Annotated in this window: 22 protein-coding genes and 1 other RNA gene; 13 read left to right on the forward strand and 10 right to left on the reverse strand. The window is 69.2% G+C overall.

The genetic code is table 11. The features are described from left to right. The first annotated feature begins 9 nt into the window (after window positions 1-9). From ACN5KJ_RS09340 to ACN5KJ_RS09355, 4 genes are all read left to right on the forward strand, one after another. Window positions 10-2439 (forward strand): DUF4384 domain-containing protein, encoded by a 2430-nt coding sequence (locus ACN5KJ_RS09340; protein ID WP_418593507.1) that lies wholly within the window; start codon window positions 10-12, stop codon window positions 2437-2439. 14 nt (window positions 2440-2453) lie between these two features. Next, window positions 2454-3191 carry an OmpA family protein gene (locus ACN5KJ_RS09345; RefSeq protein ID WP_347165893.1) on the forward strand — a complete coding sequence of 246 codons (738 nt, stop codon included), beginning with the start codon at window positions 2454-2456 and terminating at the stop codon, window positions 3189-3191. Window positions 3192-3762: 571 nt separating this feature from the next. After that, a complete protein-coding gene (locus ACN5KJ_RS09350; RefSeq protein ID WP_418593509.1) occupies window positions 3763-4170 on the forward strand; it encodes a MarR family winged helix-turn-helix transcriptional regulator in 408 nt (135 codons plus the stop codon). A 72-nt stretch (window positions 4171-4242) separates the two neighbouring features. Beyond that, a complete protein-coding gene (locus ACN5KJ_RS09355) occupies window positions 4243-4464 on the forward strand; it encodes a hypothetical protein (protein ID WP_418593511.1) in 222 nt (73 codons plus the stop codon). Window positions 4465-4742: 278 nt separating this feature from the next. Here ACN5KJ_RS09355 and ACN5KJ_RS09360 read toward each other — a convergent pair whose 3' ends face one another. From ACN5KJ_RS09360 to nudC, 4 genes are all read right to left on the reverse strand, one after another. Continuing rightward, window positions 4743-6143 (reverse strand): FAD-binding oxidoreductase, encoded by a 1401-nt coding sequence (locus ACN5KJ_RS09360; RefSeq protein WP_418593513.1) that lies wholly within the window; start codon window positions 6141-6143, stop codon window positions 4743-4745. Further along, window positions 6140-6946 carry a DUF4198 domain-containing protein gene (locus ACN5KJ_RS09365; RefSeq protein ID WP_418593514.1) on the reverse strand — a complete coding sequence of 269 codons (807 nt, stop codon included), beginning with the start codon at window positions 6944-6946 and terminating at the stop codon, window positions 6140-6142. Before ACN5KJ_RS09365 ends, ACN5KJ_RS09360 begins: the two co-directional genes overlap by 4 nt. 62 nt (window positions 6947-7008) lie before the next feature. Then, window positions 7009-7476, reverse strand: a complete 468-nt coding sequence (locus ACN5KJ_RS09370; RefSeq protein ID WP_206564217.1) for an SRPBCC family protein — start codon at window positions 7474-7476, stop codon at window positions 7009-7011. 149 nt (window positions 7477-7625) lie between these two features. Then, a complete protein-coding gene (nudC, locus tag ACN5KJ_RS09375; RefSeq protein WP_347165901.1) occupies window positions 7626-8588 on the reverse strand; it encodes an NAD(+) diphosphatase in 963 nt (320 codons plus the stop codon). Window positions 8589-8775: 187 nt separating this feature from the next. Between nudC and ACN5KJ_RS09380 the strand changes: the two genes are divergently transcribed. Beyond that, window positions 8776-10758, forward strand: a complete 1983-nt coding sequence (locus tag ACN5KJ_RS09380; protein ID WP_418593517.1) for a bifunctional 2',3'-cyclic-nucleotide 2'-phosphodiesterase/3'-nucleotidase — start codon at window positions 8776-8778, stop codon at window positions 10756-10758. A 268-nt stretch (window positions 10759-11026) separates the two neighbouring features. Here the strand turns inward: ACN5KJ_RS09380 and ACN5KJ_RS09385 are convergent, their stop codons facing one another. Next, on the reverse strand, window positions 11027-12127 hold the full coding sequence (locus tag ACN5KJ_RS09385; protein WP_418593519.1) for a THUMP domain-containing class I SAM-dependent RNA methyltransferase: 1101 nt from the start codon (window positions 12125-12127) through the stop codon (window positions 11027-11029). A gap of 60 nt (window positions 12128-12187) precedes the next feature. Here ACN5KJ_RS09385 and ffs point away from each other — a divergent pair. Further along, window positions 12188-12287, forward strand: an RNA gene (ffs, locus tag ACN5KJ_RS09390) — signal recognition particle sRNA small type. 129 nt (window positions 12288-12416) lie between these two features. On the opposite strand, the gene ACN5KJ_RS09395 is transcribed toward ffs, so the two are convergent. The 3 genes from ACN5KJ_RS09395 to ACN5KJ_RS09405 form a co-directional block, all read right to left on the reverse strand. Then, entirely contained in the window at window positions 12417-12992 is a 576-nt protein-coding gene (locus ACN5KJ_RS09395; RefSeq protein WP_418593521.1) for a protein phosphatase, read from the reverse strand. A 103-nt stretch (window positions 12993-13095) separates the two neighbouring features. Further along, window positions 13096-14622 carry an ankyrin repeat domain-containing protein gene (locus tag ACN5KJ_RS09400; RefSeq protein WP_418593522.1) on the reverse strand — a complete coding sequence of 509 codons (1527 nt, stop codon included), beginning with the start codon at window positions 14620-14622 and terminating at the stop codon, window positions 13096-13098. Between the two features lie 327 nt (window positions 14623-14949). After that, on the reverse strand, window positions 14950-15792 hold the full coding sequence (locus tag ACN5KJ_RS09405; protein ID WP_347165906.1) for a neutral zinc metallopeptidase: 843 nt from the start codon (window positions 15790-15792) through the stop codon (window positions 14950-14952). Window positions 15793-15954: 162 nt separating this feature from the next. On the opposite strand from ACN5KJ_RS09405, the gene ACN5KJ_RS09410 reads away from it, so the two are divergent. The 5 genes from ACN5KJ_RS09410 (at window position 15955) to recR (ending at window position 20513) form a co-directional block, all read left to right on the forward strand. Next, window positions 15955-17709, forward strand: a complete 1755-nt coding sequence (locus ACN5KJ_RS09410) for a DNA polymerase III subunit gamma/tau (protein WP_418593524.1) — start codon at window positions 15955-15957, stop codon at window positions 17707-17709. A gap of 53 nt (window positions 17710-17762) precedes the next feature. Then, complete coding sequence (locus tag ACN5KJ_RS09415) at window positions 17763-18227, forward strand: hypothetical protein (protein WP_418593526.1); 465 nt, start codon at window positions 17763-17765, stop codon at window positions 18225-18227. Window positions 18228-18322: 95 nt separating this feature from the next. Next, a complete protein-coding gene (locus tag ACN5KJ_RS09420) occupies window positions 18323-18667 on the forward strand; it encodes a YbaB/EbfC family nucleoid-associated protein (RefSeq protein ID WP_418593528.1) in 345 nt (114 codons plus the stop codon). Window positions 18668-18855: 188 nt separating this feature from the next. Next, the gene (locus tag ACN5KJ_RS09425; protein ID WP_418593530.1) at window positions 18856-19920 is read left to right on the forward strand and encodes a TraB/GumN family protein; all 1065 of its coding nucleotides are present in this window, start codon (window positions 18856-18858) and stop codon (window positions 19918-19920) included. Then, window positions 19917-20513 carry a recombination mediator RecR gene (gene recR / locus ACN5KJ_RS09430; protein WP_347165911.1) on the forward strand — a complete coding sequence of 199 codons (597 nt, stop codon included), beginning with the start codon at window positions 19917-19919 and terminating at the stop codon, window positions 20511-20513. Before ACN5KJ_RS09425 ends, recR begins: the two co-directional genes overlap by 4 nt. 269 nt (window positions 20514-20782) lie before the next feature. On the opposite strand, the gene ACN5KJ_RS09435 is transcribed toward recR, so the two are convergent. Next, complete coding sequence (locus ACN5KJ_RS09435; RefSeq protein WP_347165912.1) at window positions 20783-21556, reverse strand: DUF1013 domain-containing protein; 774 nt, start codon at window positions 21554-21556, stop codon at window positions 20783-20785. A gap of 158 nt (window positions 21557-21714) precedes the next feature. Here ACN5KJ_RS09435 and ACN5KJ_RS09440 point away from each other — a divergent pair, with 158 nt between their 5' ends. Both ACN5KJ_RS09440 and ACN5KJ_RS09445 read left to right on the forward strand, forming a co-directional pair. Beyond that, complete coding sequence (locus ACN5KJ_RS09440) at window positions 21715-22350, forward strand: ribonuclease T2 family protein (protein ID WP_418593533.1); 636 nt, start codon at window positions 21715-21717, stop codon at window positions 22348-22350. A gap of 381 nt (window positions 22351-22731) precedes the next feature. Then, entirely contained in the window at window positions 22732-23586 is an 855-nt protein-coding gene (locus ACN5KJ_RS09445) for a DUF4394 domain-containing protein (protein WP_418593534.1), read from the forward strand. Between the two features lie 111 nt (window positions 23587-23697). On the opposite strand, the gene ACN5KJ_RS09450 is transcribed toward ACN5KJ_RS09445, so the two are convergent. Next, window positions 23698-24345 carry a sulfotransferase family 2 domain-containing protein gene (locus ACN5KJ_RS09450; RefSeq protein ID WP_418593535.1) on the reverse strand — a complete coding sequence of 216 codons (648 nt, stop codon included), beginning with the start codon at window positions 24343-24345 and terminating at the stop codon, window positions 23698-23700. Window positions 24346-24408: the final 63 nt, after the last annotated feature.

Genomic DNA, 24408 nt, shown 5'->3' on the forward strand with positions numbered 1-24408 from the left:
AAACGCATTATGACCCCAAGTGATCTGATCAAGGTGAGCGCCCTGGCCCTTGCGGCCACGCTGGCCGGGCCCGCCATGGCCCAGGATGAAGCCGCCGGGGGCATGCCCCTGCCCGCCGATGCCACCGCCGAGGAAAGCGCCGCCTACGCGGTCCTCGACAAGTATTGCGCCGAGTGCCACCAGGAGGGCCGGCTGGAAGAGGGGCTGACCACACCCAAATCCGGCTTCGGCCACGTTCTGGACATGCGCCGCCTGGCCAACGACCCGAAGTTCGTGGTCGCGGGCGACAGCGCGAAGTCAAAGCTCTACAACGTCATCGCGGGCGGCGCGCCGGCCATGCCCGACAACTGCTGGGACCCCTCCTGCACCCCCTCTGCAGAGGAACTGGCGGCGCTGGACAGATGGATCGTCAAGCTGGGCGAGACCGCGCCCGAGCCGCGCGAGTTCATCCCGCTGTCGGACCTCTTCGCCATGGCCCATGCAGACCTGCAACAGCAGCCCACGAACCGCCGCGACCGCATCCGCTACTTCTCGATGCGGGAACTGTGGAACGACAGCGAGGTCACCGACGCCAACTACGAGGCCTATCTCGCCGCGACGGTCAAGCTGATGAACGCGCTCAGCTTCAACCCCAATGTCTACAAGTACGAAAAGGTCGACGAGCACGGCGTGCTGCTGCGCGTCTTCCTGCCCGACCTGGAATGGTCGCACGACCGCTGGAGCCTGCTGGAGGCCGAGTATCCCTACGCCATGGAAAGCGACACCGACCCCTATCTCGGGCCGCTTCAGCACCTGTCGGGCACCAGGGTGCCGGTCATCCGGGCCGACTGGTTCACCGCCACCGCCTCTGTCTCGCCGCTTTACTACGACATGCTGGGGCTGGCGGATACGGTGCAGGGGCTGGAACGCCAGCTTGGCCTCGACATGAACCGCAACATCCTGAACGAACAGGTGGTGCGCGCCGGGTTCCAGGACTCGGGCGTCTCGACCCACAACCGCCTGATCGAGCGGCACGCGCTGGGAACCGGGTTCTTCTGGACCTCCTACGACTTCGCCGGATCGAAGGGGCGGCAGAGCTTCTTCGAATATCCGCTTGGGCCGACCTCGGCCTATGGCGACGAGCTTGCCTTTCACCATGACGGCGGCGAGTCGATCTTCACCCTGCCGAACGGCTTCCACGCCTATTACCTGAACACCGCCGACGGCGCGCGGCTGAACGTCGGCCCCACCGCCATCGTGCGCGACACCGACTATCCCGACGGCACCGGCGAGGTGGTCAACGGGATCTCCTGCATCTCGTGCCACATCAAGGGCATGCGCTTCAACGACGACTCGGTGCGCGAGGTCGCGATGAACAACCTGTCTCTGCCGCCCTCGGCGCGACAGACCATCGACGCGATCTACCCGGGCAAGGATGTGGTGAACGGCTTCTTCGAGAAGGACATGAATGCCTTCTTCGAGACGCTCACCCTTGCGGGCATCGACCCCGACACCAAGGCCGCCGGGCTGGAACCGGTGCGCGGGCTCTTCGTCTACCACGTCGACTACTTCATCGACTTCGAGCAGGCCGCCAATGAACTGGGCCTGACCGAAGAGGACCTGCGCGGGCGCATGGCCTTTGCGGGCCACGAGAACGCCAGCCTGCTGACCCGGCTGGACATCTCGCCCATCGCGCGGGACGAATGGAACGCGGCCTACCCGGTGCTGCTGGAGAAGCTGACCGACTACCGCCCGCTGAAGACCGACTACAGGGTGACGACGGCGCTGCCGCATTCGGTCAAGCAGGTCGTGAAGGGCACCGCCCACGAACCGCCTGCGGATGTCTACGACACCCCCGCCCCGGCCAAGACCCACGCCGCGCCCACCACCCATGCCGATCTGGCCAGGACCCCGGCCAGGAACGACTACGTGCCCACGCAGCACTCGGTCCCGGCGCAAAGCCACCTGACGGTCTATACCGACAAACCGGCCTACAAGGTGGGTGAGGGTATGCAGATCTTCGTCGAGCCGCGCCACGATTGCCGCCTGACGCTGATCTCGATCGACGACGACCACGACAGCTGCGTGCTCTATCCCTTCCCGGGACTGGACGACGTGGTGATCAGGGGCGGCACGCAGTATGTCTTCCCGCCGCAGGGATCGCTGCGCACCTCCGAGCCGGGGCTGGAAACGATCCTCGCGATCTGCAACGGCGGCCAGAAGGCCATCGACACCGTGACCCGCGACACCACGCAGGTCTCCTGCGCGGCGGATCACAAGCCGATCTCGAAGGACCACTACGAGGCGGTGGTGAACGAGACGCTGGTGCTGGACCTGAACGGCGGCGCGCCGGACAGGAAGACCACCCTGTCGGGCGCCGATTACCGCGCCGTCAGCGACCACAATCCCGACGTGACGAAGGCCCAGATCTCGGTCGTCGTCCACAACGAACAGTATTGAGAAAGGAGAGAGCGATGCGACTGACCGCACCCCTTGCCCTCGCTCTCTGCCTCGGCCTGCCCCATGCAGGCCTTGCGCAGGGCGAGATCTTCATCCCCGGGGCCGACGACACCCCCGCGGTGCAGCGCGCACCGCAGCCCGCCAACCGGCTGGCCGGATGTCTGCTCAACCCCAACGCCGGCACCTGCGGCGGCGTCACCGTCGACCCGGACGGGCTGGCGCTGGAAAGCGCGGTGCCGGGGGCCTCCGACGTGCAGTTCGAGACGCTTGTGCTGGACCTCGACACCAAGACGGTGACCGTCGCCAAGACGCCGCCCCCCGCGCCGCCGCGATACGACGACCCGCAGCCCGCCCGGCATGGCACGGTGGCTTATCCCTCGGTGGCCGTGACCATCGAGTTCGACTACGACAGCGACCGGGTGCGCCACGACCAGCGCGGCAAGATCGACCAGCTGGTGGCGGCGCTGCGCGATCCGGCGCTGGCGGGCACCGCCTATGCGGTGATCGGCCATACCGACGCCATCGGGTCGGATATCTACAATTGCGACCTGTCCGTGCGCCGCGCCGCGTCCGTGACGCGGATGCTTCAGACCAGCGCCGTCACCCTGCCGCTCTACCCGGTGGGCTTCGGCGAACAGGTCCTGAAACCCGGATACGACCCCCGCGCGCCGCAACACCGCCGCGTGACCTTCCTGCGCATGCCCGACAGCCCGGGCGCGGTGCAGCAGACCGTCAGCGCCCTCTGCCCATGACCCGGCCCGCCCCCGCCCTCGGGCAGGGGGTCCGCCCCGTCCTTCTCTGGTCTGCAAATACCGCGGGTGGGGTTCGGGGAGGGCAGCGCCCTCCCCGGGGCCTGCGTGGCCTGAACGCAAATCGACCCTCTGCGCCGCAAGGCGCGCCGTCGGATCAGGCGCCCGAATTCCCGCACCGCCGGGCAGAATCGCCAGTCGGGTGACGGCCCGAGGATCCCGCCCCCACCGCGCTCCAGCCGGGAAACGACCCGAAGACCTCCGGCTGCGATCCGACACGGGCGCGGCCCTCGGCGCTTTCTTTTCCCCTAAAGGTTGCGCCCCGTACGCGCAGACATGCATAGGCTTAAAAGACCGGCGGTTTTAGGCCGCCTGCGACTCTTGGCGGCGCCTCGGATAGGCCGATTTTCTTGACAAGACGGGAGCCTCACATTCATCCCTGAGGTTGATAAATTTTCAAACGTTGACAAAGCAACCACTTGATTGGCACCCTCAGTACGGAGACAAGATGAAAGACAACATCGGGACACCACGTCCGCCCGATACCCCCATCGGACAGTTTTTGACGTATCGATTGGCCAGGGTACAGGCCAAACTGAATGCACAGGCCAACCGCCTCGTGAAGGACTGCGCAGGACTGACGCTGACCCAGTGGCGGCTTATCGCCCTGATCGGCGCCACCGGTCGCAGCACGGCGGCCCAGTTGTCGCGCTACGCCGCGATGGACAAGGGGCTGATCAGCCGCAACCTCAAGGCGCTTGGCGAAGAGAACCTCGTGCGGATCATCCGCGACACCGAGGACAATCGCCTGCAGCACCTTGAACTGACCGCAGAGGGCCGCGCCCTGTTCGACAGCACCCTGCCCCGCATGCAGGCGCGCCAGAACGCATTGCGCGACCGGCTCGACGAGGAAGAGGTCAGGGCTTTCCTCGCAACCCTCGACAAGCTGGAACAGGCCGCAGAGGATCCCGGCCTCGGTTGAGCGCGGGCCGCCGCCCCTTTCCCCGACGGCGGCGGCGTGGCACAAGGGCCTTCTCGCAACACCGGGTTCCGCATGTCCCTGCAAAGCATACTCGACGTCCGCCACCCCTTCTTCCTGCCGCTCTGGCGGCGGGTTGCCCTGGTTGCCCTCTGCGGCGGCTGGGCCCTGATGGAGCTGGTTCTGGGCAATCCGCTCTGGGCGCTGGTCTTTGCCGCGATCGGGGGCTGGTGCGGCTACCAGTTCTTCGCCATCTTCGACCCGAAGGACTACCAGCCGCGCGACGGTAGCGACTGAACCCTCCCGGATGCGCCCCCGTGGCCGCGCCTGTCCCGGCAGGCGCTGCGGTTCGGCCCGCGCCCGCAGGGAACCCGGCCAAAGGGACGACCTGCGCGGCCCCATGGCAACGGAACGCCGCCTTGCCACCGCAAACACCTGCCTGCACGCCCCCGGACGGGCGCCTCTGCCGGGATCACGCAGCGGGCCTCCTGGCACCGCGCCCCGTCGCGGCGAGCAGCGCCACCAGAGGGCGGACACCACCAGAGGGCGCGACGCCGCCCCCGCAAGGCCCCTGCTCAGGGCAGGACCTTGCCCGGGTTGAGGATGCCTTTCGGATCGAGCGCCGTCTTCACCGCGCGCATCACCTCCAGCGCCACCGGATCGCGGTGCCGGGCCATCGAGGCCTTCTTGTGCAGCCCGATGCCATGTTCGGCGGAAAAGCTGCCACCCAGGGCCCGCACCACCTCTTCGACCGCCTCGATCAGCGCCCCGCCCTCCGCCGCACCAGAGGGCCAGAGCGTGTAGTGGACATTGCCGTCGCCCAGATGCGCGACCACCATCTCCTGCACATCCGGGTCGAGCGCGCGGCAGCGCGCGCCCGCCTCCGTCAGGAAGGTCTCGACCGCGTCCAGCGGCACGGCGACGTCATTGACCAGCGCGCCGCCCCGCGACAGCGAGACCTCGGCCGCCGCCTCGCGGCGCGCCCACATCTCGGCCCGCTGCGCCTCGGAACGCGCCACCACCGCATCCAGCACCAGCCCCTGTTCCATCAGGTCGATCAGCGTTTCCTGGAGGGCAGCAACCACCGGCACAAGGCCGTCCTCGCCCGGGGTGCTGTCGCGCGGTGACGTGACGCCAAGCTCCAGCAGGATGTTCACCGCCTGCGGGCTGTCGAAGGGCGCGCGCGCCTCCGGGTGCAGGGCAAGATAGGTGTCCATATAGGCGGCGGGCATGTATTCGAAGGCCTCCACCGCGCCGCCCGTCACGTCCTGCAGGCGGTTGAGCAGCACCAGCGCCTCGCTTACCGAGCGCGCGGCCACCATTGCGGTGGCATGGGCACGGGGCTGACGCACCAGCTTCAGCACCGCCCGGGTGATCACCGCCAGCGTGCCTTCCGATCCGATCAGCAGGTGGCGCAGGTCGTAGCCCGCGTTGTTCTTGTGCAGCGCCGTCATCAGGTCCAGCACGCGCCCCTCCGCCGTCACCGCTTCGAGCCCCAGCACCAGATCGCGCGTATTGCCGTAGCGCAGCACGTTGGAACCGCCCGCATTGGTCGCCAGAAGGCCGCCGACCCGGGCAGAGCCGCGGGCGCCGAAGGTTATCGGGAAACTCAGGCCCTGCGCCTCTGCCGCCTCGTGCAGCGCGGACAGGACCACCCCCGCGCCAACCACCGCGACGCGCGCCTCGGGGCGGATCTCTTCGATGGCGTTCAGCCGCTCCAGCGACAGCATCACCGCGCCGTCGCCATGGGTGCCGCCCGCCAGCCCGGTATGGCCCGAGACCGGCACAACGGGCACCGCCGCCGCATGGGCGATGCGCATCACGGCACAGACCTCCTCGGTCGATCCGGGCCGGACAACGCAAAGCGGCGTCCAGCGGTAGCGCCCGGTCCAGTCCGTGGACCAGGCCGCCATGTCGTCTCCGGTCAGCACCCGGTCCTCGCCAAGCGCCCCGCGCAGGGACTGGATCACACTCATTCCGGCACCCGGAAGGTCAGAGAGGCCCAAAGGCTTTCCCAGGCCGGATCGTTCGGGCCGGCAACCTCCAGCTCGCGCATCACGACGCTGTCGACGAGGTAGACATGCCCCGGCGCCACCTCGATCACCGCGCGGCCCCCGGCGTCGGTCCGGTAGGTCGCGACGGAAACCGCGCCGCCGGGATCGCGGGCAAAGACCGTGACCTGCGTGTCCGCCCGGGGCGCGCCGCGGTACAGCACACGAACCGGCAGGCCTCCGGACAGGTCGTCGGTGTAGGGATTGGCCTGCGCCACGATCTCTGTCAGCAGCCCCGCCTCGCGGTCGGCGCCCTGCCCGTCGCCCACCGCGATCAGGCTCTTGGCGTGGCGCGAATAGCGCTCCCGCAGGCTGTCGCGCGGCAGGCCGCGTGCGTCATGGCGCGCCGCCACCCAGGAAAGATCCTTGTCCGCAAGGAAGCTCTCGAACTTGTCCCAGCTGTTGTAGGTCAGCTTGTAGTCGCGGGTGACATGCACCACCACGGCCAGCCCGCTGCCCTCGACCGCCATGGACAGGGCCGGCCTGTCGCCGGGGCGGCCCTCGACCGGATGCGCGGCGCCCCCCAGCAGCACGTCGAAGCGCGTGAAATTCGGCGGCACGTAGCCGTAGCGCGCGCCCTCCAGCCTCTCGCCGACCAGCAGATCGGCGACCAGCGGCGCCCCGGGCGCGACCGCAAAGGCCTGCGGTTCGATCCAGAACTCATGCGCCGCCAAGGGCCCCGGCGCCACCAGAGCCGCCAGCACGAATGCCATTCCCGAAAGTCTCAAGCACAGTCCTCCCGACGCCCTCACCGGTACAGCATAGCCCAGCCGCGCCCGCAGGCCAGCATTCACGCGCTGCGCTGCAACCGCCCTTCGAGATCCGTGGCAAGCCCCGCGATCCGGTGACGAAAGCGCTTGTCGATGCCGCCCTTGGCCAGCTTCAGCGATTGCACCAGCAGCCGCGCCGACAGGGTCTTCGGCTTCAGCTCTGCGGCCATGTTGATCCGGGTGCGCGCCCGCGCCAGCGCGATCAGGTCAATCCCGGTGTCGATCTCCAGCCCGCCAGAGACGGTGTGGAAGGCGATCCGCTCGGATGGGGCGTATTCGGTCAGCGCGATCTCTGCCGTGCGCGTCTTGCCCCGGAACTGGAAGGTCACATGCCAGCCCATGCCGGGCGCGGGGGCGCTATGATCGCCGGTGCGCCGCACCTCGATGCCACGCCGCATCGCCTGCCGTTCCAGCGTCTCGAAATCGGCAAGCTCGGCGAACACGCGGTCGAGCGGGGCCTCAATGTCTTCGGTTGCGGTCAGTTGCATCGGGTCTCTGCCTGTTCCTGCCTGATTTGCCTCGACCGCCCCGGGGCGATCCCGGCGGAAGCTACAGGAAAGCCCCTGCCGATCCTAGCGCCGCCGGTCGCGCAGAGCGGCAATGATGCGCCCGCGACACCGTCGCGGGCCGCGCGCCGTCAGTCCAGCCGGTCCGCCAGCCAGTTGCGCAGCATGAACTGCGCGATGGCCCCCCGGCGGGCGGGCATCAGCGCCGGGTTCAGGCCCGCGTAGGCCTCGGCCACCTCTTCGCGGGTGAACCAGCGCGCGTCCTCCAGCTCCATCGGGTCGACGGTGACGGTCTCTGCCAGCGCCTCGCCATGGCAGCCCATCATCAGCGAAGAGGGGAAGGCCCAGGGCTGGCTGGCCAGGTAGCGCACCGGGCCAACCGGCACGCCCGCCTCTTCCATGACCTCGCGGCGCACGGCGGCCTCCATGGTCTCGCCCGGCTCGACGAAGCCCGCGAGGCAGGAATACATGCCCTCGGGCCAGCCCGGAGAGCGGCCCAGAAGCGCGCGGTTGCCCCGCGTGATCAGCATGATCACAACCGGGTCCGTGCGCGGGAAGTGATGCGCCCCGCAGGCCGGGCAGATGCGCTGCCAGCCCGCCTGATGGATCTCGGAGGCGGCGCCGCAGCGCGCGCAGAACCCGTGGCTGGCGTGCCACGATTGCATCGCCTTGGCGGTCGCCGCCAGTTCCGCATCGCGGGCGGAGAGCCGCGTCATCACGCGCCGCAGCTCGGCAAAGCGGCCCTCCGGGCAGCCGGGGTGGACCTGCTCTGTCGCGTCGCTGAAGCCTGCCTCCGGCATCTCGCCGGTCTCGGGCGCCCATGCAGAGAGGTCATGGGCAAAGACCGCCGCACCGTCCTCGCGGCCCAGCAGGATCGGCGCGGCGCGGGCCTCGGACAGGATCGGATGGGTCAGCGGCAGGCGCAGCAGGGCCAGCGGGTCCTCGCCCGCGATCAGCGGCTTGCCCCGCCACAGCACGATCACCCGCGCCCGGGGGTCCTGCAGGGCGGCGGCCAGCGCCGGGATATCGCCCCGGATCTCTGCCGCGCGGTCCAGCGCAGACCCGCCGAACGTCACCTCTTCCGCATGTTTCATGGCCCCTCCCCTGCCCGGAGCCTCAGCAATGCCCCGCCCGCCGGGGCGATGCAATCAACTCGTGGGTTGCGGGACCCGCTCCGGTGCTATGCTGTCCCGGCGCAGGGGCCGAGTCGTGTCGCTGTCATGCTACCGTCGCCGAACAAGTCCATGCTGCGCCAAGCACTCGAACCGACAGGGGAACCCCATGCCACAGAAGACACGCCAAGGCCTTTCGCGCCGCCAGTTCCTGACCACCACCGCCGCCGGGGCGGCCCTGATCGCGCTGCACCCCTATTCGGCCCGCGCCGCCGCCAATCAGGCGCATCTGCGCATCCTCGAAACGACGGACCTGCACGTGCATGTCTACCCCTATGACTACTACGCCGACAAACCCGTCGACACCGTGGGCCTGTCGCGCACCGCCTCGATCATCGACGGGATCCGCGCCGAGGCGACCAACACGCTGACCGTCGACAACGGCGACTTCCTGCAGGGCAATCCGATGGGCGATTACATCGCCTACGAGCGCGGCATGAAAGAGGGGGACATGCACCCGGTCATCACCGCGATGAACACCGTGGGCTTCGACGTGGCCACCATCGGCAACCACGAGTTCAACTACGGCCTCGACTTCCTGATGAAGGCGGCGGCGGGCGCGGACTTCCCGCTGGTGCTGGCAAACGTGGCCAAGTCCGAGGGCGCCGACCCGACGAAGGACGAGACGCTGTTCAAGCCCTACGTGATCCTCGACCGCCAGCTGACCGACGGCGCCGGAGAGACCCACCCCATCCGCATCGGCGTGATCGGCTTCACCCCGCCGCAGGTGATGAACTGGGACCGCAAGCACCTCGAGGGCAACGTGACCGCGCGCGACATCGTCGCAACGGCCAAGGCCTATGTGCCGCAGATGCGCGAAGAGGGCGCCGAGATCATCATCGCGCTGTCGCATTCCGGCATCGGCGCCGCCGAGGCCAGCGACGGGATGGAGAACGCCTCGACCGCGCTGGCCGGGGTCGAGGGCATCGATGCGCTGGCCACCGGGCACAGCCACCTCGTCTTCCCCTCGCCCGCCTACGCGGATGTCGCGGGCGTCGACCTGGCGGCGGGCACGCTGCAGGGCAAGCCCGCCGTGATGGGCGGCTTCTGGGGGTCGCACATGGGGCTGATCGACCTGCTGCTGGAACGCGACGGCAATACCTGGCGCGTGGTCAGCGCCACCAGCGAGGCGCGCCCGATCTACGAGCGCGGCGAAGACCGCTCCATCACCGCATTGGTCGAGGACGACGCAGAGGTGCTGGCCTCGGTCGAGGACATCCACCAGCAGACGCTGGACTACGTGCGCCGCGCCGTCGGCGAGACCGCGGCCCCGCTGCACAGCTACTTCGCGCTGGTGGCCGACGACCCCTCGGTGCAGATCGTGTCGCAGGCGCAGAAGTGGTACATCGAAGAGATGCTGGCCGGGACCGAATACGCGGGCCTGCCGGTGCTGTCCGCCGCCGCCCCCTTCAAGGCCGGCGGTCGCGGCGGGCCGGATTACTACACCGACGTGGCGCCCGGCCCGGTGGCGATCAAGAACGTCGCCGACCTGTACCTGTATCCCAACACGGTGCGCGCGGTGAAGGTGACGGGCGCGCAGGTCAAGGACTGGCTGGAACGCTCGGCGGGCATGTTCAACCAGGTCGATCCCGGCGCCTCTGACGCGCCCCTGCTGAACCCGGACTTCCCCTCCTACAACTTCGACGTGATCGACGGGGTGACCTACCAGATCGACCTCTCGCAGCCGTCGAAATACGGGCCCAAGGGCGAAGAGATGAACCCCGGGGCCAATCGCATCGTCAACCTGCAATTCGAAGGCGCGCCGATCGATCCGGGGCAGGAGTTCGTCATCGCCACCAACAACTACCGCGCCTCGGGCGGCGGCAGCTTCCCCGGCGCGGGAGGCGACACGATCATCTTCGAGGCCCCCGACACCAACCGCGACGTCATCGTGCGCTTCATTGTCGATCAGGGCACGATCAACCCCGCGGCGGATGCCAACTGGTCCTTCGCCCCGATGGACAAGGACACCACGGTGCTCTTCGAGACCGGCCCCAGCGCGCGCAACCATGCGGCCGATGTGAAGGCGGTCCGGATCGAGGACGCCGGCGAGGGGGAGAACGGCTTCGCGCTCTTCCGCATGACGCTCTGACGGTCCGGGGGGGGGAGCGGCGGCGCATGGCGCCCCGGCCTCACCGCCGGACCTGGTTTCACGGACGGGATCGAGGGGCCAGCCCCTCGCGCTCCCCGGGATATTTCCGGACAGAAGAAACAAGGAGCGCGTGCCTGTTTCTTCTGTCTACAAATATCCATTCCGACGCGGCCGCGCAGCGCAGGGCCCGGACCGGCATTGCACCGGCTCGGGGTCGGCGGGCGGGCGCCTTTGCGCGAAGCGCAAACAGAGCCGCCACGCCGACAGGCTAGATACGCGCCTGGTAGAGCTTCACCGCCAGCCCGCCGAAGGCCACCGGCGGCCCGGCCTCCAGCGCCAGCCCGGTGGCCTTGGCCAGCCCGCCGTCGCTGGTGACCATGCCCAGCCGCCAGCCCGCGAAATCCTCGCGCAGCCGCGCGCCAAGCGCGCCGTAGAGCGCGAAGAGCAGCTTGCGGTCGCCGATCCGCGCGCCGTAGGGCGGGTTCACGATCACCAGTCCCGGCGGCCCGTCGGGCCGCTTCAGGTCGCTGACGGCGTGGCGGTCGAAGGCGCAGATCCCGGCCACTCCGGCCCGCTTGGCATTGGCAAGGCTCGCCCGGATCGCCCCGTCGTCGCGGTCCGATCCGCGAAAGACAAGCGTCGTCTCCCGCCGCGGCAACCCGGCCTTCTCCGCCGCCCATTCTGCGGCATCGAAGCCTGCCAGCGTCTCGAAGGCAAAGCCCCGCCCGCGCCCCGGCGCCAGCCCCGCGGCCATCTCTGCCGCCTCGATCACGAAGGTGCCCGAGCCGCACATCGGGTCCACCACCGGCTCTGTCCCGCTGTAGCCGCACTGGCGCAGGAACAGCGCGGCAAGGGTCTCGCGCATGGGCGCCTTGCCGACCGCCTCCTTGAAGCCGCGCCGGTGCAGCGGCTCACCCGAGGTATCGACCGAGATGGTCACGAGGTCGTCCTCGATCCGCACCATGACGCGCAGCGGCGCCTCTGCCTCGATGGGGGAGCCCAGCGTCTCGGTGATCGCCCGTTCGACCCGCTGCCGGGCCGCGCGATCGTGGTAGATCCTGGAGTTCCGGCAGGTCACGTCGACCCGGACCGGCACATCCGGGCGCAGCACCCCGGCCCAGGGGAACTTGCGCGCCCGCTTGTCCAGCTGCGCAAGGTGGAAGGCGCGGAATTCACCGACCCGCGCCAGCACCCGCCCGGCGCCGCGCAGCACCAGGTTGGCGCGCCGCACCTCGGGCCAGCCGCCCATGACGGTCACACCGCCGGGCACCGCCTGCGGCTCGGCAAAGCCCGCCTCGGCCACCTCATCCAGCAGCACCGGCTCCAGCCCCGGGGGGGCGCTCAGGAATATCTCGAAACGCGTGTCCATCCGCAGCCCTTAGCGCACCTGCCCCCATTGCAAAAGCCGCTCGTCTGTCCTACATGCCCTCTTGAGAGGTTGTGCGGGCAAGCGCCTCGCCAACCCGGTCAGGTCCGGAAGGAAGCAGCCGTAACGAGCCCCGCTTGGGTCGTTGCAATCTCTCACCCAGCGATTTGTGCCTTGCACAAGTCGCAAAGCGACAGGCGCTTTCCGCAGGAAAGCTGCCTAAAGCGGTCAGCCCTCTCCTATACATCGCAACGCGCTCGTCAGCGGGCCGCGCTGTGAATCGCCCCCTCACTCACGGCTTTTTGCCGCTGCCCGGCCCGGCGCGCCGCGCCTCGTCCGGGTGCCTGCGGAACTCCACCGCCTCGCGCGGGGCCGCCAGCGCCCAGTCCCGCTGCGGGCCCGGAACCACCGCCCCCGGATGCACCGCCACAAGCCGTGTCTCGGCCTCGTCCGGCGCCTCTCCGGCCTCGATCATCAGCCGCAAGACCAGCATCCCGGCGCGCCCGGCGCCCGCACGGCTGTAGACAACCACGCGCCCGCCTCCCGCCAGCGCGCGCCGCAGGGCCGCGCTGGCCTCGGTCCAGGCGGACAGGGTCTCGGCGGAAGGCGCCTCTGCGGCCATCACGGGCACATGCAGCCAGCGCGTGCCCTTGTCCTGCACCGCCTGCGGCAGGCTGCGCGCGCCGACCTCTTCCATCTCGGCCTGGGTGGCGAGACAGACCACGAAAGCGGGCCGCAGGCTGGTGACATGCTCCAGATTGCCCCGGAAATCCCCCGCGGCGCCCGGCAGCGGCGACAGGGCCACGATCCCGCCGCCCACCGGCAGCACATGCAGCACCGCCGCGCCCCTCTGTTCCGCTTCCGCCATGCAGTCCCTTCCGGCCATCCAACACGAATCGCCCGATGATACACACTTGCGCGGCAGCGCCCAGAGAGCGCAGGACGCCAGGCAGCCGGGCGACGCCCGCGCCTCAGACCACCTGCCCGGGCCGCGCCTCGGCCCAGTCTTCAAGGAAGTCGCGCAGGGGCTCGGGGGCCAGCGGGATCTCGCGCCGGGGCAGCGCCACGCCCTGCCGCAGGGCCAGTTCGAGGCACCCGAGGTAATCCCCCGCCGCCCGGTCGGGATTGTTCGCGGCCCCGTGCAGGATGGTCCCCAGCAGGGTGCCGCCATGGCCGTTCACATGGCTCAGGTCGGGCCGCAGGGTCAGCAGCCACTTCAGGACCTCGGCCTTCCCGGCCCAGCCCGCCACATGGGTCGGCGTGACCTGCTCATGCGGATCGGGCCTGTCGAAGGGAACGCCAAGGTCGACAAGCCGCTTCATCTGCGCCAGCCGCCCCGGCAGATGCACCAGCTCGCGCATCAGGTCGGCGTAGGCCGGGGCCAGCCGCGCCGGGTCGATATAGGCGCCCGGAGAGTCCTGCCCCTCTGCCGCCCGGGCCATCAGCGCCTCTTCGCGGGTCAGCTCGGTGCTGCCGCCCGCATCCGCGATCGCCTCTGCCACCGCCGTCGAGCCGAAGACCCGCGCAAGCGCATAGGCTGTGACGCCCGCGTGCCGCCGGTCGGGATCGGCGCCCGCCGTCAGCACCAGCTCTGCCATGCGCCGGTCGCACCCCCGCCGCGCCGCCTGATGCAGCGCAGGCACCACCACCGGTGCCTCGCCCGCCACCGTCGCATCGTTGAAGTCATCGGCCTGCGCGCCATGGGCCAGCAGAAGCGCCACCGCCTCGTGATCGTTGAAATCCATCGCCCGCAGCAGCGCATTGGTCCCGCGCGGGTCGGCGCCTGCCTCCAGCAGCATGCGCAGTCCCTCGCGGTGGCCCAGTTCCGTGGCGTGATACAGCGACTCGCCGTCGTTCGGATCGGCGCCGTGATCCAGCAGCCAGCGCGCCAGCACCATGTTGCCCGCGTGCCCCACGGCGCCGTAGAGCGCCGACAGAAGATGCGGCTCGCCCGGGGTCATGGCAAAGCCGTCGTTCACATCCGCGCCATGCGCCAGCAGCAGTTCCGCCACCGCCAGCATCTCCGCCGCCACGCCGGGCCGCCCCTGAAACCAGCGCGAGAAGGCAAGGTGCAGGATGGGGCGCCGTCCGCCCGCCTCTGTCACCGCAAGCGCCGGGTTCCGTGCAAGGGCCGCCGCAACGGCCTCTCGCCGGTAGAGCGCGCATTCCAGACCGAACATCCCGTCCGCCAGATCCGGCCACTGCAACAGCAACTCTTCCACCAGCGCGTTGCGGCCGTGAAAAAGCGCGATCTTCAGCCGTTGCAGCGCGGTGGCCCGGTCAAGGCCCATGGTCTCGGCCGCCAGTTTCAGCCGGGGCCAGCTGGCAAAGCCGTTTTCCTGCGCGATCACATGCAGAAAATCCGCGCGAACAAGATCCTGCCTGCCGCGCGGCGGGTGCTCTTTCAGCCGTATCACGGCCTGAGGGTCGCGCGCGATCCACGCGCGCTGCAACAGCTTCGCCTCTCGGCGCAGGGAATCGAGGGAAAGGTCGGGCATGAGGGTTCCTCCGTCAACGCCCGTGATCCGCCTGTCGGGCAAGAGAGAACCGAAGAATGCTGTCGGTCGTCCTTGGGCAGGTGCATCACGCTTTCCGCGGATCAGGAGGCCCCCTGCGATGGCCCTTGCCGCCAAAGACCACGAATCGCGCCCGCAGCGCAAGCCCCGCGCGCGCCTGCCGGTGCCACGCAACCGCACACCCGCCAGAGGCACGACAGGACCACAGGCCCCTGCCCTCCTTTGATTTGGAAGATACCGCGGAGCGCCCGGGATGGGGCGAAGCCGAAGCTGCGCAGCGCCGCCTCTCACACAAGCGCGGCGTGTGGCCTACAGGGTATCGGTCCCGAAGGTATCGCAGGCCTGCGGATCGCCGCTGTCGAAGCCCGTCGCGAACCAGCGCTGCCGCTGCTCCGAGGTGCCATGGGTGAAGGTATGCGGCTGCGGCACCCGCCCGGCGCGCCGTTGCAGCGTGTCGTCGCCGATCTGCCGGGCCGCGTTCAGCGCCTCGTCAAGGTCGCCCTTTTCCATCAGGCCCTGCACCTTGCTGGCCCAGACGCCCGACAGGCAATCGGCCTGCAACTCCAGCCGCACCGTCAGCGCATTGGCCTCGCGCTGGCCCGCCCGCTGGCGCAGGGCGTTGACCTCGCCGAGGATGCCCAGCTCGTTCTGGACATGGTGGGCGACCTCGTGGGCGATTACGTAGGCGGCGGCGAAATCGCCCCCGGCGCCAAGCTGCGACCGCATGGTGGCGAAGAATTCCGTGTCCAGATAGGCCTTTTCGTCCGCCGGGCAGTAGAACGGCCCGGTGGCGCCCGAGGCGCCGCCGCAGGGGCTGGAGGTCACACCCGAGAACAACACCAGCGTGGGCGGATCGTAGGGACCGCCGAAACTGTCGGGGAAGACGTCCGACCAGACCTCTTCGGTGGTGGCCAGCACGCGGGCGCTGAATTCTCCGGCCTGCTTCTCGGCCTCCGTCAGTTCGCGCGGGGCGCCTTGCGACTGGGGCGCGCCGCCGTTCAGCAGCGGTGTCACGTCGATGCCGGTGAAATAGCCGATGGCCAGCACCAGCAGCACCCCGCCGATGCCCAGACCTCCCACGGCAGCGCCGCCGCCCCCGCGTCCGCGCCGATCCTCGACGTTCCGGCTGCCCCGGATGTTCCTCAACCGCATCGCCTGCCCTCCATGCCGCGCATGATGCCCCAACGTCACATTCCCGCGAGCGGTTCCCGGCCCGCCCGGCCTTGCCCGGCAACGGCGGGGCCGTCACGCCCTTCGGCTTGCACCCGATGCCATGCAGCCGATACCCTGCGCCTGCCCGACCGAGGACAGCCCATGACCGACTCGCCCGCCTATCAGGTGCTTGCCCGCAAGTACCGCCCGGAAACCTTCGCCGACCTCGTCGGGCAGGATGCCATGGTGCGCACCCTGCGCAACGCCTTCAAGGCCGACCGCATCGCGCAGGCCTTCATCATGACCGGCATCCGGGGCACCGGCAAGACGACGACCGCCCGGATCATCGCCAAGGGCATGAACTGCATCGGCCCGGACGGCAACGGCGGCCCGACAACCGAACCCTGCGGCCAGTGCGAGCACTGTACGGCCATCATGGAGGGCCGCCACGTCGACGTGATGGAGATGGACGCCGCCAGCCGCACCGGCATCGGCGACATCCGCGAGATCATCGAAAGCGTGCACTACCGGGCCGCCTCGGCGCGCTACAAGATCTACATCATCGACGAGGTGCACATGCTGTCGACGCAGGCCTTCAACGGCCTGCTCAAGACGCTGGAAGAGCCGCCCGCCCACGTCAAATTCATCTTCGCCACGACGGAAATCCGCAAGGTGCCGGTGACGGTCCTGTCGCGCTGCCAGCGCTTCGACCTGCGCCGGATCGAGCCCGAGGTGATGATCGGTCTCTTGCGCAAGATCGCGGGCGCCGAAGGGGCCGAGATCACCGACGAGGCGCTGGCGCTGATCACCCGCGCCGCCGAAGGCTCGGCCCGCGACGCGACCTCGCTTCTGGATCAGGCGATTTCCCACGGCGCAGGCGAAACCGGCGCCGACCAGGTGCGCGCCATGCTGGGCCTCGCTGATCGGGGCCGGGTCATGGACCTGTTCGAGCGCATCATGCGCGGCGATGCGGCGGGCGCCCTGACCGAGCTCTCGGCGCAGTATTCCGACGGCGCCGACCCGCTGGCGGTGCTGCGCGACCTTGCCGAGTTGACCCATTGGGTGAGCGTGGTGAAGATCACCCCGGACGCCGCCGAGGACCCGACGATCTCGCCGGACGAACGCGCGCGCGGGCTGGCCTTTGCCGATGGTCTCGGGATGCGGCCCCTCAGCCGGGCCTGGCAGATGCTGCTGAAGGCCATCGAAGAGGTCGCGAACGCGCCCTCGGCCATGATGGCCGCCGAGATGGCGGTGATCCGGCTGACCCATGTGGCGGAACTGCCCTCGCCCGAGGAATTGCTGCGCCGGTTGCAGGACAGCCCGCCCCCGCCCGCTCCCGGCAGCGGCGGCGGCGGCATGGCCCATGGCCACGGCGGCGAGGTGCAGGCGCAGGGCGTGCCCCAGCCCACGCATCCCGGCCCGCGCGGTCCCTCCGCGTCTTATGGCAACACCGTGGTGGCGCTGGCCGCCGATCAGGCGCTGGCGCGCTATCCGACCTTCGAGCATGTGCTGGACCTGATCCGCGCCAACCGCGACGTGCAGCTTCTGGTCGAGGTCGAAAGCGGCTTGCGCCTTGCCGCCTACCAGCCCGGCCGGATCGAGTTCACCCCGACCGAAACCGCGCCCGCCGATCTTGCCCAGCGTCTCGGCACCGCCCTGCAACGCTGGACCGGCAACCGCTGGGGCGTCTCGGTGGTCAACGGCTGCGAGGCGCAGACGGTCTTCGAGCGGCGCGACGCCGCGCGGCTGGCAATCGAGGAAGAGGCCCGCCAGCACCCGCTGGTGCAGGCCGCGCTGATGGCCTTCCCCAAGGCGCGGATCAAGTCGGTCAAGACCGCCGAAGAGGCGCAGGTCGAGGCGGAACTGGACGCCCTGCCCGAGGTCGAGGACGAATGGGATCCCTTCGAGGAAGAGTGACCCTTCTGCGGACGGCTGGCGTCGCGGGAATGATGATGAGACACGGAAAGACCATGACAAAGCCCCCCCTTCTGGCTGCGGCCATGCTGGCTGCAAGCGCCCTGCCCCTTCTTGCCGAACAGTTCTGCGAGCTGGACGAATCCGTCCGGTTTGCCTGCACTTTCGATGGCGGTGCCAAGGCGGTAGAGGTCTGCGATGCCTTCTGGCTGGACGGCGATCAGGCACAGTACGGCTTCTTCCGGCCCGGGCAGCCTCCGGAACTGGCGATCACGCAGGATCTGGCGTCGCTTTACTATACCCCCTGGAACGGCATGGGTGGCGAGCCGTGGTCCAGCGTCACCTTCAACGCGCCGGGCGGCGACTATCGTTACGACGTCTGGTCCTCGGGCGAGACGGGCGGGATCACCGTGATGAAGGGCGCGACCGAAGTCGCCACGCTGACCTGCGATCCCGGCAGCCTCTCGCATGACCTCGACGCCCTGATCGAACGTATCGAAACCGCGCAGATTTCGCCATGAGGTCCGGGCGGGCAATGGCCCTGGCAGCCCGCCCCTTGCCCCCTCTCGTCAGCCCTGCGATAAACCCGCAACTTCAGCCCTAGCGGAGAATACCAATGCTCAAAGGTCTCGGCGGCCTTGGCGACATGGCCAAGATGATGAAACAGGCGCAGCAGATGCAGGCCAAGATGGCCGAGCTTCAGGAAAGCCTGAACACGATCACAGTCACCGGCGAAAGCGGCGCGGGACTGGTCAAGGCGACGGCCACCGCCAAGGGTGAGCTGACCGCGCTGGACATCTCTCCGACGATCTTCGACCCGAACGAGAAAGAGGTGGTCGAGGACCTGATCCTGGCCGCCATCAAGGACGCGCAGAGCCGGGCCTCGGAGCGGTCCGAGCAGGAAATGCGCAAGCTGACCGAAGCGATGGGCCTGCCCGCGGACATGAAGCTGCCGTTCTGACCCTTGTGCGGGCGGCCCTTGGGTCGCCGCGCCCTGCCCGGGCCACCGGCCTTGGGGACGCGGCACCGGCGGCCCCGCTGCGGGTCCGGCGCCGCCCGCTGTGAAAAGCGATACAGCATCGTGCGAAAAGGCCCTAGAGTGGCGGCAACAGGCCCCGCAAGCGGGTCGTTGAGCAGGAAACCCGCGCCATGTCCCTTGCCCGCTTCCCCCTGAAAGCCCTTGCCGTCGGCCTTGCCGCGCTGGCAGCCGGGCCCGCGCTGGCGCAGGATTGGGCCACGCGCGACGTCTGCGACGTGCCGCAGGTCGCGCTCTACGAGGATACGCTGGACGCGCCGCTGGCAGAGCTGGAACGGCAGGCCGCGGAGATCCCCAACGGCCTTGGCCGGTTCTGGCGGATCACCGCGCCGGGCGGCGCCGTCTCGCATCTGTGGGGCACCTTCCACAGCACCCAGCGCGAGGTTCTGGACCTGCCCGACATGGTGCTGGCCGAGATCGCGCGCGCGAAGACCGTCGCGCTGGAGATCGACCCGGTCTATCCCAGCCGTGCCGCCTATTACGCCGATGTCACCCACCAGGGCCGCTACATCGCCGACGGCCAGCCCTCGGCGTACAACACGCTTTCGCTCGATCCGCGTGTCGACGGCTGGATCCGCGACCGGCTGGACGGCATCGGCTGGGGGCGCGAGGCGACCGACTACCTGACCCTCGGCGCGCTGATGGAGGTGCTGCTCTGGTCACCCTGCGAGGATTTCGCCTCGGGCACCTATCCGACGCAGGACACGCTGATCCAGACGCTGGGCCACATCAAGGGCGCGCGGATCCTCGGGCTGGAACCGGCGCAGCGCATCCGCCAGAAGCTGGACGGCACCGGCGGGCGGTCGATGGGTGCGGCGATGCTGACGATCTACGGCAGCTATCTGGCCCCGGTCGAGGACTGGAAGGGCCGCGCCACCGGCTTTGCCCTGTATCTTCAGGGCCGTTCCGCCATTGCCATGATGCAGGACCGCGCGCGGATAGAGACCCTCTTCGGCGAGGCCGGGCTGGAACAGCTCGACGCGCTCGACAGCTGGCTTCTGGACGAGCGCAACCATGACTTTGTCGAGGCGGCGGCACCCGCCCTCGACGCAGGCGGGGCCTTTGTCGCCGTGGGCAGCTTTCACCTGCCGGGAGAGGCGGGCATGGTGGCGCTGTTGCGCGACCGGGGCTACCGGGTCGAGCGGGTCGCCGTCCCCGGAGAGGTCCAGACCCCGTGAGCCGCCCCAACGATCCCATCGACGCGCTGATCGCGCTGATGGCGCGGCTGCCCGGCCTTGGTCCGCGCTCGGCGCGGCGCGCGGTGCTGCACCTGATCCGCAAGCGCGCCGCCCTGCTGCGCCCCCTTGCCGAGGCCATGATGGCGGTGGCCGACAGCGCCCGCGAATGCCTGAACTGCGGCAATGTCGGCACCGAGGACATCTGCGAGATCTGCCGGTCCGAGGCGCGCGGCAACGGGCTGATCTGCGTGGTCGAGGATGTCTCGGACCTTTGGGCGATGGAGCGGGCGAATGTCTTTACCGGGCGCTACCACGTGCTGGGCGGGACGCTCTCGGCGCTGGACGGCGTCGGGCCGGACCAGCTGCGCATCCCGCAACTGCTGACCCGGCTGGAGGCGGAGAACGTGACCGAGGTCATCCTTGCCCTGAACGCCACCGTCGACGGGCAGACCACGGCGCATTACATCGCCGACCGGCTGGAGGGGCGCGTGGCGCTGTCCTCGCTGGCGCAGGGCGTGCCCATCGGCGGCGAACTCGACTACCTCGACGACGGCACCATCACGGCGGCGCTGAACGCGCGCAAACGGTTCTGACGCCCGGCAGGACTGCCCCTGCCCCTGCCCCTGCCCCTGCCCCTGCCCCTGCCCCTGCCGTGAAAGGGTGCGAACGGACGCCGGGACGGGCAAACCTGCCACGCGCGGCACCGCCCCCCGTGCCGGATCACGCAGGCGCCCCCCGGAACGGCGCAGGGACCGTCGCCGCATGGTCCGGGGCCGTGGGCCCGACAGGTCCGGTGCGAAACGCAAGACGCCCCGGCGGATCTCTCCACCGGGGCGCCATACTGGGGTCGGTCCGGGCCTGATCAGCCGCGCGGATCGTCGTCCTCTTCGTCGTCGTCGTCGCTGCTGTCCGGCAGGTTGAAGAAGCTGTCGGCATCCGAATAATCGGCGTCGCTCTTCTTGTCCTCGTCCTCGTCATCCTCGCGCGGATCGGACAGCGAGAAGGTCTCCAGCCCCTCGATGGCGGTGGGCAGGCGCGGTTCGTTTCCGTCCATGTCGAGGCTCTGCTCGGTCGAGACCAGCTTGCGGCGCTCGTCGTCGGTCATGACGCTGGCGACGGCCTTCGCGGCCTTGGCAACGGCGGCATCCAGTTCGGTCTGCTTGCACAGGCCAAGGGCGACGGGGTCGATGGGCTGCATGTTCTGGATGTTCCAGTGCGTGCGCTCGCGGATCGACTGGATCGTCGGCTTGGTGGTGCCGACCAGCTTCGAGATCTGGCCGTCGGTCAGCTCGGGGTGGAACTTCACCAGCCAGAGGATCGCGTTCGGGCGGTCCTGCCGCTTGGACAGCGGGGTGTAGCGCGGGCCACGGCGCTTGTCCTCGTCCCGGGCGGCGGGGTTGAACTTGACCTTCATCTTATACAGCGGATCCTTCTCCGCCTTGTCGATCTCTTCCTGCACAAGCTGGTTGTTGGCGACCGGGTCAAAGCCCTTCACCCCGGTGGCCACGTCGCCATCGGCGATGCCCTGGATCTCGAGCTCGTGGAAACCGGTGAAATCGGCGATCTGCTTGAACGACAGCGTCGTGTTGTCCACCAGCCAGACGGCGGTCGCCTTGGGATGCAGCAGCTTGGACATCTTTCTCTTCTCCTTCTCGGTCTGGCGAACGGCAAATCTTCCGCGTACCCCGGGCCGGTGAGGGCCGCGGGAGGCCCCGGATGATCTCCGGGACGGGTTGCCGTTGTCGGGAAACTTGGCCGCTATATAGTGACGCCGAACCCAAAAAGGAAGAGAAAATGCGCCTCGCGACCCTTGCCGCCGCCCTGCTGACCGCCCTGCCCGCGCAGGCCTTTGCCGATGGCGAGAAGGCGGGCGCGTTCGATTACTACGTCATGGCGCTGTCGTGGTCGCCGAACTGGTGCAGGCTGGAAGGCGACGCCCGCGAGGCCGAGCAATGCGACACCGACGCGGGCTGGGTGCTGCACGGGCTCTGGCCGCAGTACCATCGCGGCTGGCCCTCTTACTGCCCGACGGTGGAACGCGCGCCCTCGCGGCAGATGACCGGCGCGATGGCGGACATCATGGGCTCGGGCGGGCTGGCGTGGCACCAGTGGAAGAAACACGGCGCCTGTTCGGGGCTTTCGGCGCGGGCCTATTACGACCTGTCGCGGCAGGCCTATGGCTCGATCACCCGGCCCGAGGTCTTCCGCAGCCTCGACAAGGCGGTGAAACTGCCCGCGGCGGTGGTGGAAGAGGCCTTTCTGAAGGCCAACCCGGGGCTGAAGGCCGATATGCTGACCATCACCTGCCGCGACGGCATGATCCAGGAGGCGCGGGTCTGCCTGTCGCGCGACCTGATCCCGGTGCCCTGCGGGCGCGACACGATCCGCGATTGCACGATGACCGACGCGCTGTTCACGCCGCTGCGCTAGGCGCGGCCCCAGAGACCCGGCAGCGCGACCAGCCCGCCGCGCCTCCCCCCTGCGAAACCCGCAGGGCAGCAAGAGCGCGCGCCTCCCTGCTCTGCCGGAATAGCGCGGGCGGGACGGCCGGGGCGGGCGCGTCAGGACGGCGCAGAGACTGGCCTGCGAGGCAGGCCCAGGCCCTGCCGCATACCGTGACAGAGCCCCCTCGACGGCGCGACGGGGGCACCGGGCCTGCGGGTGCCGGGCGCCCGGGGGCACCGCAGACCACCATGCCGCAAGGTCAGGCAAAACTTTTGCACCACGCGGTGAAACCGTTTTCGCGGCCTCTTCGTGTCTTCCGTTGCATCGAGGGGCGCGACGCCCCCGCAACCGACAGAGAGGCTTACAATGACCAAGCGTTTCCTGACCGCCACCGCCCTTGCAACCCTGTCCGCTTCGCCGCTTCTGGCGATGGGCCATGCCGGGAACATGGGCTACGCTCTGGCCGATGACGGCGCCACGCTGGTGGTGATGGCCGACATCGCGGCCCCCGGCGAGGCACAGACCTACCCGCTGGACTCCGCCCTCGACGCCATCGCCTTCCGCCCGGTGACCGGCGCGCTTCTGGGCTTCGCCGACGGCATGATCTACACCCTCGACCCGATGTCGGGCGAGATGACCGACCTTGGCGCGGCCTTCGCCGAGGATGCCACGATCGGCGCCGACGCCATGGTCGCCTTCGACTTCAACAATGCCATCGACGCCGTGCGCGCCGTGTCCTCGACCGGGGACAACCTCGTCTACTTCCCCGAGGGCTTCGGCGACGGCGACGAGAAGGCCGGCAAGGTCATGCGCTTCACCGACCTCGCCTATGCCGAGGGTGACGCCAACGCCGGTGCGACGCCGATGATCTTCGCCAATGCCTATACCAACGCCATCAACGGCGCGGTCGCGGGCAGCACCTTCCAATACGCGCTGGACGCGGGCACCGACTCGCTGGTGAGCCTCGCCAACAACGCGGGCACGCTGGAAACCATCGGCAAGGTCACGGTCGAGGGCGAAGAGGTCGACCTCTCCGGCATGGGCGGCTTCGACATCCTGTCGCCCGCCGAAGACGAGAACCAGGCCTATGCGATCCTGCAGATGGAAGGCGCCGAGAGCGCGGGCCTCTACATGATCGACCTCGAAACCGGCGCCGCGACGATGCTGAGCGATCTCGGCATGGGCGGCTTCTCGGGCTTCGCTGTCTCTTCGGACATGTAAGCCCGCACGAGGTAGGGGCGCGGGGTCGCCATTCATTCCCTAAACCGGGATCCTGCGCCTCTTCCGCCCCGCCTCACTCAGGCGGGGCGATTATCGTTCCGGCCCCAGCCGTCAGAAGCGATAGCCGAAGCGTGCGATATCCTCGGCGCAGAGATCCGCCACGATGGCCCGCGTCGCATCGTCGTAGTAGCCGCGCCAACCCGCCGCCCGGTCAGAGCGGTTCCGGTGTCCGATCCCGGGCGTGAAGCCCAGATGGTCCACCAGCGGGGCCCAGTCCTCGGTAAGGTGTTCCAGCCGCAGGAACAGCCCCCTTTCCCGCCCCGAAGCATCGCGCATGTAACGCCCGTAGGGCCATGCGCGCAGGCTCTCTTGCGTGTGGGCGTGGCGCAGGAACGCCGCGAAATCCACCGCCTTGGCGATCCGCACCGCCGCGTGGTCGAAACTCTGCCCGCGCAGCCAGTGGTAATAGCTGACAACCCGGTCCCAGGGGTTCCGCACGAGGCAAAAGCACAGCATCCGGTCCAGGTCCGCCGCCGTCACGACCCCGTCGATATCCGCCAGCGTCGAGTGCTTCCACAGCCGCCCCGCTGCCTGCCCGCGCAGCTTCGCCACCCGCCCCCGGCGCTGGACCGCCTTTTCCGTATCGCCGATCGGGATGTCGTCGCGATGCGCCCGCGCCTCCAGCGCGGCGGCCATCGAGGTGCCGCCGGTCTTGGGAATGTGAACAAAGACATAGCCGCGCCCGGGCGAGATGATCATGCGCGCCTCCGACGCCCCTTTTCACCCCGCCCAAGCTTGTCCATTATCGCGCCGACCACAAGG

It is taken from the genome of Ponticoccus sp. (in: a-proteobacteria), assembly GCF_048381735.1.

Excerpts from the sequence above, each read along its gene's own strand:
- ACN5KJ_RS09340 (WP_418593507.1), top strand. The coding sequence starts at position 10 with ATGACCCCAAGTGATCTGATCAAGGTGAGCGCCCTGGCCCTTGCGGCC.
- ACN5KJ_RS09345 (WP_347165893.1), top strand. The coding sequence starts at position 2,454 with ATGCGACTGACCGCACCCCTTGCCCTCGCTCTCTGCCTCGGCCTGCCC.
- ACN5KJ_RS09355 (WP_418593511.1), top strand. The coding sequence starts at position 4,243 with ATGTCCCTGCAAAGCATACTCGACGTCCGCCACCCCTTCTTCCTGCCG.
- ACN5KJ_RS09360 (WP_418593513.1), bottom strand. The coding sequence starts at position 6,143 with ATGAGTGTGATCCAGTCCCTGCGCGGGGCGCTTGGCGAGGACCGGGTG.
- ACN5KJ_RS09370 (WP_206564217.1), bottom strand. The coding sequence starts at position 7,476 with ATGCAACTGACCGCAACCGAAGACATTGAGGCCCCGCTCGACCGCGTG.
- nudC (WP_347165901.1), bottom strand. The coding sequence starts at position 8,588 with ATGAAACATGCGGAAGAGGTGACGTTCGGCGGGTCTGCGCTGGACCGC.
- ACN5KJ_RS09380 (WP_418593517.1), top strand. The coding sequence starts at position 8,776 with ATGCCACAGAAGACACGCCAAGGCCTTTCGCGCCGCCAGTTCCTGACC.
- ACN5KJ_RS09385 (WP_418593519.1), bottom strand. The coding sequence starts at position 12,127 with ATGGACACGCGTTTCGAGATATTCCTGAGCGCCCCCCCGGGGCTGGAG.
- ACN5KJ_RS09395 (WP_418593521.1), bottom strand. The coding sequence starts at position 12,992 with ATGGCGGAAGCGGAACAGAGGGGCGCGGCGGTGCTGCATGTGCTGCCG.
- ACN5KJ_RS09400 (WP_418593522.1), bottom strand. The coding sequence starts at position 14,622 with ATGCCCGACCTTTCCCTCGATTCCCTGCGCCGAGAGGCGAAGCTGTTG.
- ACN5KJ_RS09405 (WP_347165906.1), bottom strand. The coding sequence starts at position 15,792 with ATGCGGTTGAGGAACATCCGGGGCAGCCGGAACGTCGAGGATCGGCGC.
- ACN5KJ_RS09410 (WP_418593524.1), top strand. The coding sequence starts at position 15,955 with ATGACCGACTCGCCCGCCTATCAGGTGCTTGCCCGCAAGTACCGCCCG.
- ACN5KJ_RS09415 (WP_418593526.1), top strand. The coding sequence starts at position 17,763 with ATGACAAAGCCCCCCCTTCTGGCTGCGGCCATGCTGGCTGCAAGCGCC.
- ACN5KJ_RS09420 (WP_418593528.1), top strand. The coding sequence starts at position 18,323 with ATGCTCAAAGGTCTCGGCGGCCTTGGCGACATGGCCAAGATGATGAAA.
- ACN5KJ_RS09425 (WP_418593530.1), top strand. The coding sequence starts at position 18,856 with ATGTCCCTTGCCCGCTTCCCCCTGAAAGCCCTTGCCGTCGGCCTTGCC.
- ACN5KJ_RS09435 (WP_347165912.1), bottom strand. The coding sequence starts at position 21,556 with ATGTCCAAGCTGCTGCATCCCAAGGCGACCGCCGTCTGGCTGGTGGAC.
- ACN5KJ_RS09440 (WP_418593533.1), top strand. The coding sequence starts at position 21,715 with ATGCGCCTCGCGACCCTTGCCGCCGCCCTGCTGACCGCCCTGCCCGCG.
- ACN5KJ_RS09445 (WP_418593534.1), top strand. The coding sequence starts at position 22,732 with ATGACCAAGCGTTTCCTGACCGCCACCGCCCTTGCAACCCTGTCCGCT.
- ACN5KJ_RS09450 (WP_418593535.1), bottom strand. The coding sequence starts at position 24,345 with ATGATCATCTCGCCCGGGCGCGGCTATGTCTTTGTTCACATTCCCAAG.